This is a genomic window from Paenibacillus sp. RC73 (assembly GCF_044908085.1).
Taxonomy (GTDB): domain Bacteria; phylum Bacillota; class Bacilli; order Paenibacillales; family Paenibacillaceae; genus Paenibacillus; species Paenibacillus terrae_A.
In genome coordinates this window covers 182,811-197,711 of sequence record NZ_JBIYCV010000006.1, presented here as the reverse complement: position 1 = coordinate 197,711, position 14,901 = coordinate 182,811, and the positions used below count along the sequence as shown (strand labels likewise).

Sequence of the window (14,901 nt, the reverse complement as noted above, 5' to 3'; positions counted from 1 at the left end):
GTGAGCCTATGCATATGTCTGAAGCCGATCTCATGGAGCTCCTTACATCGAATCCTCATGTGAAAATTCGAGAACAAGATCAACGGTTGGTAAAACCTCGGGAGCCATTGCCTACTCAACGCCCCACATTTGATAGCGAAGCGGAGGAGCGCTTCTATAATAAAAGAATTGTTCCTTTGATTATTGCAGGTTTCCTCCATAAGCTGGAACTGCATAAAACCTTTGAGATTGTGGAGGCTGTCGAGCATTGCGGCAAGAAATATAAAAAACGTGTGTATACACCGGACTTCTACATGGAACTCAAAGATGGCTCCGTTGAAGTCGTTGAGGTTAAAGGCCGTATCATCAAAAAACTGCAACGAGATTATCCTCTTCGGCGTCAGCTTTTTATTTTAAACTACTGTCTTCCAAATAACTGGAAGTTTGTTGAGGTGCACGATGATGAGATATAGAGTGGAAATGGCCCCATCTTGATCGGAGCATTATAGAGTAGTTTATGAGTCATTTTATCTCTGAATCCATATCAAAACCTAATACGTGTAATGAGGAGAGTGTTTCTATTGTCAACCTTAAGTAAAGTAGTTCAACTTACCGCTGAAGAGCAAAAACTTCTCCAGAATGCGACGGAATTAGTTCCATTGCTAATGGAATATGGAACAAAAATTGATAAAGACATGCATATACCCGAAGGGATTATTGAAAAAGTTTCAAGTGCAGGACTCTTCAAGCTTAGAACACCGAAAAAATACGGTGGATATGAAGTGAGTATTCAAGCCATGATTGAAATTGTTTCAGAAGTGGCAAGAGGAAATGGCTCCGTGGGTTGGGTGGTTCAAAATATAAATGGAAATAACTATAGTTCATCGCAGCTACTGCCCTCAGAAGTTGTTGATAAGATTTTTAAACAAGAAAAAGAGGTGAAATTTTGTTCGGTACTACAAGCCATTAAAGCTGTTGTGAAGAAGGTGGATGGAGGCTATTTGGTTGAGTATGGTCGTTGGGCATTTGGTTCTGGGTCAAAGCATGCAACCCATGCATTGTTAAATCTAAAAGATGCTAGTGCGATGCAACAAGATCCTAAAATGAAGCTGGCCGTTGTTCCAATGGATGAAATTAAAATTGTCGATGATTGGCATACGATGAGTTTAAAAGGGTCGGCAAGTAATAGCTTAGAAATGAATTATGTCTTTATTCCCAATGAATATGTTGCTGACGAAAATTTCGAGGAAGTGGATGAGACTAGGTTACAGCATTTACAGGGGGAAGATCGATATAAGCATTATTTATTTCTGATTACCAGCATTACAACAGGTATAAGCACTATTCTTGGGCTTGCAAGAGGGGCAGTGGAGCACTTTATTGAAAGGGCACCTAACAAGGGAATAGCCATGACCATTCACAGATCGCAGGCAGAAGTTGGACATATTCAGTACAAAGTAGGGCTGGCAGCTATGAAGGTTGAATCCGCACATCTTCATATCAATCGATCCATCGACATTCTAGAGGATTATGTACAACGTGGGGAACTATTAAGTCAGGAAGATTTTGTACAAATCCAAACGGATATTGGGTATGCTGCTATGTTGTGTTCGGAAGCAGTTGAAATGCTAATGGTAGAAAGCGGCGGTAGCGCAATTCTGGATTCGAACCGATTATCGCAAATATTCCGTGACATTAGAGGCGGAGCTAACCATGCGTTTACCACAGCTTCTACCTGTCTGGAGCTATACGGGAGAGTACTTTTGGGATTACCGCCACAGCATATTGTAACAATAAGCAGTGCGCATTTAGTAAGAAATCAATCTGTTCAGCAGGAGCAAGCATACTAAAAAATAACAATAATATCCGGTAGTCCAATTGGAAATTCCCGAGATAATGGTGTCATCAACAATCGTACTAGCAATTATATCAATTCCAATTAGTACGAGAATCAAATATTAACGGCAGCCAATTTATTGGCTGCCGTTTTTGAGGTGATAACACATATCGTATTTGCCCATGGTCTGGTTGGAGTAAAACTTAAGAAGCAGAGGCTGTGCTGTGCTTCTCCTTGGTCTTGCCACGGTCGCGACGACTTAGCAGAAATCCAACCAGAGACGCCGTAGATTGCTGGAAAATCATTCCGAGTACAACAGGCAGCGCTACCGGGGCCGGGAAGTAGGTGATGGCAAGCACGGCTCCCGCACTGATATTGCGCATGCCGCCGTTAAAGACAAGCGCCGTACGATCTGCATTATTCCACCGCATCAGCCCTGAGATCAGATAACCGATCGCATATCCGGTGGAAGCAAGGATGATTATGGATAGGCATACTCCGACAAGCTTAAGATTAAAATCGACCAGATAAGGCGCGATTACAGATCCGTTAATCATCACGACAAGAGCCATGGCCAGCTTGGAGAACGGACCCAGCCGAGGTCCCCACACCTGCTTGATCTTCCCTTTGGTCCATTCGTTCAAAACCATGCCGATTAGCGAAGGAACGACAATCATCCAAAACAGGCTTTGCATCATCGCCCAGGTGTCAAGCTGTACATCCGCTCCGACCAGCAGGGACATAATGCCAGGTACGGCGAATGGAGCCAAAATCGTATCGATCAGAATAATAGCCAATGTCAGCGCCGTATTGCCTTTGTAGATGTTGACCCACACGAAGCTGGAAATGCCCGTAGGGATAGCCGCGCCAAGAATAAGCCCAGTAATCGTATAAGGATCGTCGCCGAAAGCCAGATGCCCAAGCATCATGGCGAGAAGTGGCATGGCCAGGTGAAGAATAAACAGACAGGCGATCAGCGGACCGGGATGCTTTATCACATGGACAAAATCCTTGAAACCCATGCTGATGCTGCCCGCGAAGGTCATGAACGCAAACAGCCAGGGAGAGAGTTCGGTGTATTCCGACAACGACGTACCGATCAGGACGCCAATTAGTATGCTGGTAGGCGTGATTAGCGGCATAGCTGTATTTAGTCTTCGATTCAACGTTCGGAGCATACAAAACTTCCTTTTTTAACCTTAAGTATAGACCTTGCACCCCCGATTCGTAAATGATCTGTGACCTTGCGGTAGCCTGATAGAAGCAAATTTGAACGCTCCTGATGAATATAGATCAACCCTTCAAATTATTTCGGTATTCCAAAGGAGAGCAGCCCATTATTTTTTTGAACAGTCTGGAGAAGTAGTACGGGTCCCTAAAACCGAGTTGTATGCTAATCTCTTTAATAGAAGCATTCGTTAAGTCCAAAAGCTGACTGGCCCTCTGTATCTTCATTCTTAAATAGTAATCGACAGGAGAGTAGCCGGTTGATTGCTTGAATATCAAGTTCAAATGCTGCTTGGATACCTGAACATGTCGACTAAGCCCCTCCAACGAAACGGTGGATTCCAATTGTTCGCTCATATAACGTGTTGCCTTATCAACATGGCTCTGGTACGTACTGTCTTCCTTGCGAAATGCAACAGATAAAACAAAACTCAGCAGATAACGAACAGTTTGCGACACTTGAACTAAATGTATAATGGAGTATGGTTTGTTCAATAAAAGGTCGTAACACTGATGAAATAGCTCCAGTAGTTTGACTTCATCACTGGCTGCCATCGTAACATACGTTTTAAAAGGGTCAAACAATACCATGAAATCGTCCATTTGGTCCCCTTGGAGATGAAACCAGTAAATCGTCCAAGGATCTTCATCGTTAGCCCCATAAGCATGCGGCATGTCCCTGGGAATGTAAGCAAAGCTTCGCTCCGTCATGCAAATGGTTATGTTATCCTCCGTTCGTACCCAACCTTTTCCGCTGGCACAATAAATGAATATATGAGAGTCACAGCCATGCGTTCTTTCGCGAAAATGATGGCGGGCATGGCTAAAGCAGCCTATATCCGTAATATATAGATTGCGTGTAAGCGGATTCAATTTTAATTTATCCAACATATAGGGTGGAAGGACATATAACTTTTCACCTTCAAATCCATCAGCTTTCTTATTCATAATTTATTCATCCCCCAGCCGGATGCGTCTTTAATGATGAAATACGTATATAGTCCATCATAAACAGTGGATTGTCAATTGTCTGTAATGTCGCTTACTTGTAAGCTCTGAATATAAGAGCGACTACAAAGGAGTGATGGATTTGAGAAACTTCGAGGCTAAGGCACGCGTGTGGGAGGAAACCGTGCAGATCCCTACGTACGGCATTGGCAAACCCGACAAAAATCCAATGTTTCTGGAGAAACGTGTCTACCAAGGAAGTTCCGGTCGAGTGTATCCGCATCCGGTAATTGATAAAATTGAGGATGATAAGAAACTCGAAAATTATCAATTAGTTTTTCTGGAGAATAAATATTTGCGTATTGAGATCATGCCAGAGCTTGGAGGTCGCATTTATCGTGCGGTCGACAAGACCAACGGTTACGATTTTGTTTATTATAACAGGGTCATCAAACCAGCGCTTGTTGGCTTATTGGGGCCATGGATATCGGGAGGCATTGAGTTTAACTGGCCACAGCATCACCGTCCCAACACTTACGGACCCGTCGAATACAAGCTGGAAGAACGTGAGGACGGAAGTGCGACAGTATGGGTGAGCGAAATGGATCGTATGTTCGGCACTAAAGTAACAGCTGGTTTTACACTTCAACCGGATAAAGCATACCTTAAAATTGGGGTCCAGCTATACAATCGGACTGCCGAGCCTCAAACGTTTCTGTGGTGGGCAAATCCAGCCGTAGCGGTACATGATCACACTCAATCTGTTTTTCCTCCGGACGTATCGGCTGTGTTCGATCACGGAAAGCGAGATGTATCCCGTTTCCCGATCGCTACAGGCACTTATTATAAAATGGATTATTCTGAAGGCGTAGATATTTCCCGATATAAAAATATTCCTGTCCCCACTTCGTATATGGCCTATAAATCGGGCTACAATTTCATAGGTGGTTACGACCATATGAAACAAGCCGGACTTTTGCATGTGGCCAACCATCACATCTCTCCCGGAAAAAAGCAATGGACATGGGGCAATGGCGAATTCGGCCAGGCATGGGACCGGAATCTGACTGACGAAGACGGTCCTTACATCGAGTTGATGACGGGTGTATATACCGATAACCAACCGGATTTTACTTGGCTTCAGCCGTATGAAGAAAAATCGTTCTCGCAGTATTTTATGCCTTATAAACATATTGGTATGGTCAAAAATGCTTCAATTGATGCAGCCGTAAGTTTGGACATTGATCGCGGTGAAGGGACAGCACAGATTGGAGTCTATGTGACTTCGTCATTCCGTAAAGCCGTCGTGGAATTAAGCAGCCAGCGGAGAATCTATATTAAGGAATCTGTAGATCTGGAACCTAGTATGGCCTTTGTACAGAAGATTGATCTCATGGCTGAGGATGAGGATAATGAGCTATGCTTAACCGTCAAAGACGCAGCAGGGAGGGAGCTGATTAGCTACCAACCGAAGAAAAAGGAAGTTGAACAGATGCCAGCTGCGGCAGCTCCCCTGCCAGAACCGGAGGAATTAAGAACTAACGAAGAATTGTATCTAGCAGGACAACACTTGGAGCAATACCGTCATGCCACCTTTGAACCCGAGGCGTACTATCTTGAGGGTCTGAAAAGAGATGAGAAAGACAGCCGTATAAATGTAGCGTATGGTACGTTGCTTCTCCGTAGAGGGTTGTATTCAGCAAGCGAAGCGTGCTTCCGTAAAGCCATTTCGCGGGTAACCTGGCGTAACGCTAACCCCTATGACGGTGAGGCCTATTATCAGCTTGGTTTGTCACTAAAGCACCAAGGGCGAATGGATGAGGCGTTCTCTGCATTTTATAAATCAGTATGGAATGCGGCATGGCAAGACAGCGGGTATTACTCACTTGCGCAGATTGCGACAGAAAAAGGGAACTATGAAGAAGCACTGGAGCTTGTGGAGCGTTCGATCATCCGAAATGCTCGCAACTACAAAGCACGCAACCTTAAGTCGGCCATTTTTCGTAAGCTTGGCAACTACGAAGCGGCAATAGCTTTTTCCAAGGAAACGATTACGCTCGATATCGCCGATTTTGGAGCTTACCGTGAGCAAGCATTATCATTAGAGGCTCTTGGGTTACGATCTGATGCTATAACGGTCTTCGAAGAATTGAAAAAATGGATGCGTGGAGATGTACACAACTATATAGCCATAGCCTCGGACTATGCGGCGGCAGGACTCTATGAGGATGCGGCATTCGTACTGGAAGGAGCTCCAGAGCAGGCGCAAACCTACCCTATGCTGCATTACATTCAGGCCTTCTGCTATGCTAAAATCGGCAAGCACGAGCAGGCGAACAGGGCTCTCGCTCAGGCAGCAGATGCAGTACCCGATTACTGCTTTCCCAACAGTCTGTTTGAGTTGGACGTGTTACTATTTGCAGTTCGAACGAAACCGGGGGATGGAAAGGCACATTATTACTTAGGCAATTTATTCTATGATAAGAAACGGCATTTGGATGCCATTGTTTGCTGGGAAACATCACGTTCCATTGATGATACCTACCCCATTGTTCACCGTAATCTTGCTCTTGGATATTTTAACAAGCAAGGCCAAATAGAGCAGGCTCGCCGTTCGTTAGAGCAGGCCTTTGCAGGCAATACATCAGACGCGCGTGTTCTTTATGAGCTTGACCAGCTTTATAAGAAGCTGAATATCAAGCCTGATGACAGATTGAACCTGCTGGAGAGTTATCCGGGGATCGTAAAGCTTCGCGATGATCTGTTTTTGGAATATGTAACCGTTCACAATACGATGAAGCAGCATAAGATAGCGTTGTCCTTACTGGCAGGGAGAACATTTCATCCATGGGAAGGCGGAGAGGGTAAGGTAACCGGACAGTATAGGCTTGCTAAAATAGAGCTTGCCAAGTCCGACCTGAGGTCTGGACGGATTGAACAGGCTGTAAAAGGGCTGCGGGAGGCTTTAGTTTATCCGGAGAATCTTGGGGAAGGCAAGCTAAAGGGTTCCCAGGATAATGATATCTACTATTATTTGGGCTGCGCGTATGACCTATTGAAATTAACAGATGAGGCAACGCTGGCCTTTTCCACGGCCTCTCAAGGACTGGAGGAACCCATCAACGCCATGTATTACAACGATCAACAGCCGGATATGATATTTTACCAAGGATTGGCCTGGAAGAAACTTGGTCATGTAAAGGAAGGCAATCGCCGATTCAACAAGCTAATTGATTACGCAGAAAGACACTTGTTCGAACCCGTGAAAATGGATTACTTCGCGGTTTCGTTACCCGACTTTCTCATTTTTGAAGATGATTTGAATATTCGTAATCAGATCCATTGTACTTATATGAAAGCACTTGGCTTGCTTGGATTAGGGCGACAGGACGAAGCTATCCTGCATTTTGAATCGGTGCTTAATCTGGAAGCTAACCACCAAGGAGCATTGAATCATATGAACTGGGAGGGGATCTCAATTGAGTAATCTCTTGAAAAAGGTACCGCGCAAATTGACGATCACGATGTGGGATTTCTCTTGGTATACAATGACACAGGAAGGTGAGCCCTATTGCGATCTTGAAGCTCGTTTTAAAGAAGCGGTCGAAAGAGGCTACAATACGATCCGAATATGTGCTATGCCATTCATGTTGTTTACGGCGGATGGCAAACGCCCCGGACCCTTGGAGTTTGCGAACCTTGGGGAAGTAGGCCAGCGTACGCGCTGGTATAACTGTCGCGGCGGCGCAGTGCTGGATGGGCATGCTCATTTGCTTGAGCTGTTTAGACAAGCAAAGGCTCATAGCTGTTACATTATGTTATCCTCTTGGGAATATCAGCAGAGTCCCAGCTTCCTGGCTCATTGTGAGCTTAGAGATGAATTAGCTGCAATTCCTCCTAAGGAAAGATTTATGACCATCGCAAGGTCGATGGATCAGTTGATTCGTTTCGTTACAGCGGAAGGCTATAGGAACCAGATTATCTATACAGAGTTGCATAACGAAGTGGAGTTTGGACAGTTAAACGCCGTCGGAACGTCTGAAGGCATAGCCGAAACGAATGTATCAGCTATTATTGAAGCCATGCAGCCCTATGTAGAGGAAGCTGTTGGATATCTACGCCAATGTCATCCCGATATTATGATGACGGCCAGCTATACGTTAAATGAAGCCTACCCTAAAGCTTACGTCGCACGTAATATGCAGGTTGCCCATTTTCATCTTTATATTAAAGGGATGCTCAATGAGCTTATGGAAGCGGCAGGGCTTGATGATGAGCTGTCGCCATTCCCCAATCCCTTTGTACAATCCCTATTAAGAGAAGACGCTCCTCCATTTGCAGAGTGGACCCTGCCTCTGGAGCAAAATTGGCGGATGGAAGGCAATCCGGTTGGCATGAGGCTTATTTATTTGCACGATTGGGTGGATCCCGATCAATGGGATTTATTTTTGTACGATCGGTATGGAGATCATAAAATGGCTATGTTGCAGAAGGTGGACACCCGATTGGAAGAAATTCATGAATGGACCCGTCATTCCGGCATTCCCATTGTCATAGGAGAAGGCTATGTAGGCTACACGCCGCTGTACGCCCAATTTGAAGAAGGCCCGGTCGGTAAATTTATCGCTGAATATGTGCTGCGAAAAGGAATGGCACTTGGATTCTGGGGAATGACCCTCTGCTCCAACTGTGCTCCGCATCATCCGTTCTGGAGTGATGTAGCCTGGCAACGTAAGTGGAATCAATTTATTCTGAATTCAATATGAACGAATGAGGGGAGTGAACTTCATGAGAAACTATCGAATTACGGTCAAAGACGATCACAAACATATTGTTAAAGGTCATATCCAACTTGGCGGCACCAACCCAAAAGGAGAGGAGATCGGATTCACTAACTATTTTATGGAGAAGGATGGAGAGCCCTTTTTCGGCATTTGTGGTGAATTCCATTATGCCCGTTATGATGAACGCTATTGGGAAGATGAAATGATTAAAATAAAAATGGGCGGCGTAAACATCATCGCAACCTATATTTTTTGGAACCTGCATGAAGAAGTTGAAGGCGTTTTTAATTGGAGTGGGAACAAAAATCTTCGCCGTTTCATCGAGTTGTGCGGTAAACATCAGCTATACGTTATGATTCGAATCGGACCCTTCAATCATGGGGAAATCCGAAACGGCGGTATGCCGGATTGGTTATTCGGTCGGCCCTTTGAGGTTCGTTCTAATGATGAGGGGTATCTGTTTTATACAAGAAGAATGTACAACCAAATCGGTGCCCAGGTTAAAGGATTGTTATATAAGGAGGGGGGGCCGATCATCGGCACCCAAATCGAAAACGAGCATAATCATTCGTCCGCCCAGTGGGGATTGACTGTAGGAATTAATGATATGTGGTTAAACAGTGGAAGTGACGGTAATTCGCATATGTTAAAACTTAAAGAAATAGCTCTGGATGCAGGAATTGATACTCCGATCTATACGTGCACAGGATGGGGAGGAGCAACAACGCCTGTACCTGATATGCTGCCCCTATGGGGCGGATATGCCTACTGGCCATGGATCTACTACGAAGAGGGACGTCTGGAGGGGATGGACGAGCATCCTGCGACACCGGAATACATTTTCCGAGACAAGCATAATAACGAGATACCGAAGAGCTACAATTTCGAGCCCCTATACGCCCCCGAAGATTATCCGTACGCTTGCTGCGAGATGGGTGGCGGCATGGTTCAGTTTTATAAATATCGGTTTGCATTTCCCTATCGTAGTGTTCCAGCGATGACTGTCATGAAGGGTGCAGAAGGCTGTAACCTGATCGGATACTACATGTATCATGGGGGTTCGAATCCTCGGGGTAAGGTTAACCCGTTCACAAATGATCTGGCTACACCTAAAATATCCTATGATTTTAATGCCATGATCGGCGAATTCGGCCAAGTAAGGGAATCATACCAAAGAACAAAGCTACAGCATTATTTTTTTTCAACCTTCCAAAAGCAATTCTCCCTAACGAAGACCATTCTGCCAGGGGATACGTCCCAGATGGATCCTTACGATGTGGATACCTTGCGATATGCAGTGCGCTCCAGTGCCGGATCGGGTTACCTGTTTCTAAATAATTTCCAAGATCATGTCGAAAATGACGACCTGTGCGATTTTAAGGTAAGCATTGAGCTGCCAGAGGAAACGATTGTCATACCTAGTCAAGGGGAGCTGACGTTAGGACGTGAAAGTTTCGCCATATTGCCATTTAATCTCGATCTGGATGGAATGAAGCTCAAATATGCAACGGCACAGCTGATAACAAGGATAGAAGAGGCTGGAGAAGTATATTATTTTTTCTTTGTACCAGAGGGCATGACAGGAACTTATGCAATGGAGTCAAAAGATATGATCAGTGCCACCATCGACAAAGGTTCGATAGAGCAAATGGATGGGAACACGATCATTAAGGTTGCTGAAGAGGAAGATAGTCTCATCCACCTGGTATCTGAAAGTGGCAAAAAAGTCTCCATCTACACGATGACTGATGAACAAAGTCTTAATTTTTGGAAGGTAAACCTGCAAGGCCGGGACAGAGTCATTGTGACAAGTGCCAATGTACTTGTATCTGGAACTGAGATAAAGCTGGAATTAACGGACCAGGAGATTGTAACACTGAGTGTATTCCCGGGTTTTGATGCCCCAATCACATCGATTTCTGGTGGAGAGCTGCTTGAAATAACAGAAAGTGAATTATTTAAAACGTATCGTTTAAGGGCTCCTAAGAAAGAAATCCAGTTCTATTTGAAAAGGGTTAATGACGATAAACTTACTCTTGATTTCGAAATAAATGCCTTTGACGGAATCAAGGAGGCTCTACTGCGTATCGATTATACTGGAGATATTGGTTATGCTTTTATTGATGGCGAACTGATTCACGATAACTTCTGCAACCATACGACCTGGGAAATGGGTTTGAAACCATTTGAACATCGGCTCATGGAGCAAGGAATGTATGTATATGTTTCCCCCATTCGAAAAGGCAAGGTTCTCAACAGCAATACGACCATGGCTGGCTGGAAAGAGACGACGGAGGAACGAATCGTGGACATCGGCTCGGTCAGCATTGTACCTGTGTATGAGATCAAAATCACCATGTAACCTGGGCAGTTTTCGATGTTGATCTACAGATCGATGATGGTCCTCATAATGTAGTGCCTGAGTGAGAAAAGGGGAGAGCTATAACCGTTACTAACAGAAGCTGTTGTGAGTAACGGTTATGATGGAATTTGCTGAATCAATGGGAGGCGAGGAGATCTTCCGCAATCTTCACCAAGTCCTGCTTGACCAACGGACTATTCGGATTGTCATGAATTAAATATATAATAAATAAATTTATACTACAGCCGGCTCCCTTGGAGCTGGCTGTTTTACTAAAAGGAATAGCACCTATGACTGAAATAAAATGGTACAATTGATGTGCATTCTCCATGAGGAGGGATACATGTATGACCATGACTATGGGGCAGATTATGAACCATCTGACCAAGGGAATAAGCACACCTAACACGACCGTAGATCTGCTTAATCCAGGGCATGTGGATACTGAGGTGCAAGGAATTGTAACCGCTTTCTCGACGTCGCAGTATGTGATAGAACAAGCTATTTCTCTAGGCGCAAATTTTATCATTACACATGAAGGCATTTTTTATAGTCATCAGAGGATGCAGGAATGTTTACGACATGACCCCGTTTTTTCGCAAAAATCCCGTCTGATTGCCGACTCGGGTCTAGGTATTTATCGTTTTCATGACACCATACACCGTTATCAGCCGGATGGAGTGATGATTGGACTTCTCCAGGCACTTGATTGGCACACCTACGTTGTGAAACAGCAGCCGACGGCTGACATTTTGACTATTCCAGCTATGGAAGTTAAGGAGGTCGCTGAATATATCAAAGCCAAGCTTCATATTCGTTATGTACGGGTAGCTGGCGAGCTTTCCATGCCATGTGAACGAGTGGGAATCTTAGTAGGATACAGGGGAGGTGGTGAACTAGCCATTCCATTATTTCTAAATGAAAATGTGGATTTAATCATTGCTGGTGAAGGACCCGAATGGGAAACGCCAGAATATGTGAAAGATGCTGTCTATCAGGGCAGAAATAAAGCCCTTATTATGCTGGGACATGCTGAAAGCGAAGCGCCTGGTATGAAATATCTTGCTGATGTACTTTCCGCCCAATTTCCAATGATTCCCATACACTTTGTTGAAGATCGTCCGGTGTTTCAAATATTGTAATTAAGAACCCGTCTATTGTGATGATAAAGCCTGTACTGTTGTTATATCCGTTCATCAATTTTTATGAAATGGAGGCAAAATGATGGGAAGCAGAGTGATTACGCCATTCAACACAGACTGGAAATTTATGGAGGGTAATTACACGGGTGCCGAGAAGATGGATTATAACGATGAGCAATGGCGGCTCCTTCAAGTCCCTCATGACTGGAGTATAGAACAATCCTTTGATCCACATATGCTGTATGGCGGGAATCAAGCTTATTTGCCCAGATGGTCTGTCGGATGGTACCGAAAGCATTTTAATGTGAAGCCCTCTTCTCCAAAACAGCGCGTATACATACAATTTGATGGTATTCACAATAACAGTGAGGTTTGGATCAATGGGCATTTTGTGGGCAAGCGGCCTTATGGATATGTTAGTTTTCAATATGATTTGACCCCATATATTCGGTGGGATGAGGATAACGTGATTGCTGTCAAAGTGGACAATACGACTCTTCCGCCTGACAGATGGTATTCGGGGTCCGGTATTTATCGTAATGTGTGGCTGATTTGTACGGATTATATTCATGTAACCGAATGGGGGACTTACATCACCACACCTGAAATTTCGCCAGATGAAGCCAAGGTGAGTGCCAGAATCCAGGTTACTAATCATCATGAGCATGCCGTAGAGTGCAATATTGTGACTGAAATTCTGGACTCACAGGGACAAGTAAAAGGAAAAATTGAAAACCGAGTGACTCTTTCGGGCTTTGAAGCGGGCGAAATGGAGCAAAAAACGCGGGTTTTAGAGCCAGAATTATGGTCACCGGAGAACCCAGTGCTCTATGAAGCTCAAACAATCATTTATTGCGACAATAAAGAGGTAGATTGTTATCGAACCCCTTTTGGCATAAGAGAAGTGAAACTGGACGCTCAAAAGGGTTTATTTCTGAATGGAAGCAGCTTGAAGTTAAAGGGAGTTTGCATTCACCATGATTTGGGCTGTCTGGGAGCTGCTTACCATGATACAGCCATGAAAAGAAGACTACAGAAGCTGAAGGAAATGGGCTGTAACTCGATTCGTTTTGCCCATAATCCGATGGCACCTGAATTGTTGGATCTTTGTGATCAGATGGGGTTCCTGGTAATTGACGAAGCTTTTGACAAATGGAAATCTCTTTCCTATGAGCATTTATATGATGAATGGTGGGAAAAGGACCTGGAGGCGATGCTCGTAAGAGACAGAAACCATCCCAGCGTTTTCATGTGGAGTGTTGGGAATGAAGTAGAGAACCAGGGCCAACCGTCCATGCTCAAAATGTTGGAGCAACTCGTCGCCTTTTGCCATGAAAAAGATCCTACCCGGCCTGTTACATGTGCGCTTGAGCCGCATAATACACCGATCAGCTTGCGTGATGGTTCGATTGAAGCCAAGGTAGAGCATACCAGGCTGCTGGCACAACGAGTGGACGTTCTGGGGTTAAACTATCAGGAGCAGTGGTATGAGCACTACAGAAGGGCCATGCCGGATACGCTAATCATTGGAACGGAGACTTTCCCATACTATCGTGGTAAAGATAACCGGGTTAAAGGTTATTTGCCCCACAATCCTTGGTTTGATGTCGTTAATCATGATTATGTGATGGGTCAATTTGTTTGGAGCGGGATTGACTATCTGGGAGAAACAAGCTATCCCTCCAAAGGGTGGTCCTCGGGCCTGATTGATACTTGCGGGTTCCGCAGACCTGTATCCTATCTTCAACAAAGTTTATGGTCAGATGAGCCTATTGTGCACATTGCTGTACTTCACGAACGTATGAAGCCGGAACACAATCCATCGTGGACGATGCACTGGAAATCTCCGGGTATGGAAGATCATTGGACATTTCCTGAATACGGCGGAAAATTGATACGGTTAGTTACCTTCACCAATTGTGAGAGCGTGGAATTGATTGTGAACGATGAATCTTACGGTGAGAGAAAGCTTGCCGATTATCCTGATCATTTAATCAAATGGGAACTCCCCTATTCACCGGGCAAAATCCGGGCTATTGGCAGTAATGGAAATCAGAAGGTCTATGAGCATAAATTAACCACTGCCGGGCTTCCTTATGCTCTAAAGTTGGAGGTTGATCGGACGGTTCTACCTGCCAATGGTCATGAAATATCTCATGTGGAGGTAACTGTCTCAGATCAAGATGGAATCATTGTACCTAATCAGGAATTTGATTTAACCTTTAAACTACATGGTGATGGTCGTATCCTTGGAATAGACAACGGCGATCTCACCAGTGATGAACCCTTCCAGGGAAACCAGATACGAACACACAGAGGCAGGTGTCTCGTTATTGTACAATCCGGGTATCTGGCAGGTGAGCTGCTGCTTCAAGCTTCAGCAGATGGAGGGTTGCAGGGAGAAACCAGACTAAATATGGAGCATGAATACAAATGACAATTCAAGGTTGAGGAAGCGGTCGATCTGACACGTGAAGCGGATGTAGCCGTATTGGTACGGCAGCAGTGCCGCCAGTTCGGCGTAGCCTTACGGATACGGTAACGTCCGAGCTTGTGATCGAGCGTTCATGATAGGCCTGATGATTCATTTTGGAGCGGTGTGCGTTTTTTCACTCGTCTTTG

The 14,901-nt window shown here is 44.7% G+C and carries 9 protein-coding genes; 7 read left to right on the top strand and 2 right to left on the bottom strand.

The features are described 5' to 3' along the window. Nucleotides 1-14 precede the first annotated feature (14 nt). Nucleotides 15-452 (top strand): DUF1064 domain-containing protein, encoded by a 438-nt coding sequence (locus ABH897_RS16145; protein WP_404592391.1) that lies wholly within the window; start codon nucleotides 15-17, stop codon nucleotides 450-452. A 108-nt stretch (nucleotides 453-560) separates the two neighbouring features. Then, complete coding sequence (locus tag ABH897_RS16140; protein ID WP_404592390.1) at nucleotides 561-1,829, top strand: acyl-CoA dehydrogenase family protein; 1,269 nt, start codon at nucleotides 561-563, stop codon at nucleotides 1,827-1,829. A gap of 190 nt (nucleotides 1,830-2,019) precedes the next feature. Here the strand turns inward: ABH897_RS16140 and ABH897_RS16135 are convergent, their stop codons facing one another. Beyond that, nucleotides 2,020-2,994, bottom strand: coding sequence for a bile acid:sodium symporter family protein (locus ABH897_RS16135; RefSeq protein ID WP_283654527.1), 975 nt, complete (start codon nucleotides 2,992-2,994; stop codon nucleotides 2,020-2,022). Between the two features lie 115 nt (nucleotides 2,995-3,109). Beyond that, nucleotides 3,110-3,991, bottom strand: coding sequence for an AraC family transcriptional regulator (locus ABH897_RS16130; protein WP_283654528.1), 882 nt, complete (start codon nucleotides 3,989-3,991; stop codon nucleotides 3,110-3,112). A 136-nt stretch (nucleotides 3,992-4,127) separates the two neighbouring features. Between ABH897_RS16130 and ABH897_RS16125 the strand changes: the two genes are divergently transcribed. The 5 genes from ABH897_RS16125 (at nucleotide 4,128) to ABH897_RS16105 (ending at nucleotide 14,716) form a co-directional block, all read left to right on the top strand. Beyond that, nucleotides 4,128-7,478, top strand: coding sequence for a DUF5107 domain-containing protein (locus ABH897_RS16125; protein WP_404592389.1), 3,351 nt, complete (start codon nucleotides 4,128-4,130; stop codon nucleotides 7,476-7,478). Further along, nucleotides 7,471-8,757: a cellulase-like family protein gene (locus tag ABH897_RS16120; RefSeq protein ID WP_404592388.1), complete on the top strand. Its 1,287-nt coding sequence runs from the start codon at nucleotides 7,471-7,473 to the stop codon at nucleotides 8,755-8,757. Before ABH897_RS16125 ends, ABH897_RS16120 begins: the two co-directional genes overlap by 8 nt. Before the next feature lie 22 nt (nucleotides 8,758-8,779). Beyond that, entirely contained in the window at nucleotides 8,780-11,137 is a 2,358-nt protein-coding gene (locus tag ABH897_RS16115) for a beta-galactosidase (RefSeq protein WP_404592387.1), read from the top strand. Nucleotides 11,138-11,484: 347 nt separating this feature from the next. Beyond that, entirely contained in the window at nucleotides 11,485-12,279 is a 795-nt protein-coding gene (locus ABH897_RS16110) for a Nif3-like dinuclear metal center hexameric protein (RefSeq protein ID WP_404592386.1), read from the top strand. Between the two features lie 82 nt (nucleotides 12,280-12,361). Further along, the gene (locus ABH897_RS16105; RefSeq protein WP_404519738.1) at nucleotides 12,362-14,716 is read left to right on the top strand and encodes a glycoside hydrolase family 2 TIM barrel-domain containing protein; all 2,355 of its coding nucleotides are present in this window, start codon (nucleotides 12,362-12,364) and stop codon (nucleotides 14,714-14,716) included. Nucleotides 14,717-14,901 lie beyond the last annotated feature (185 nt).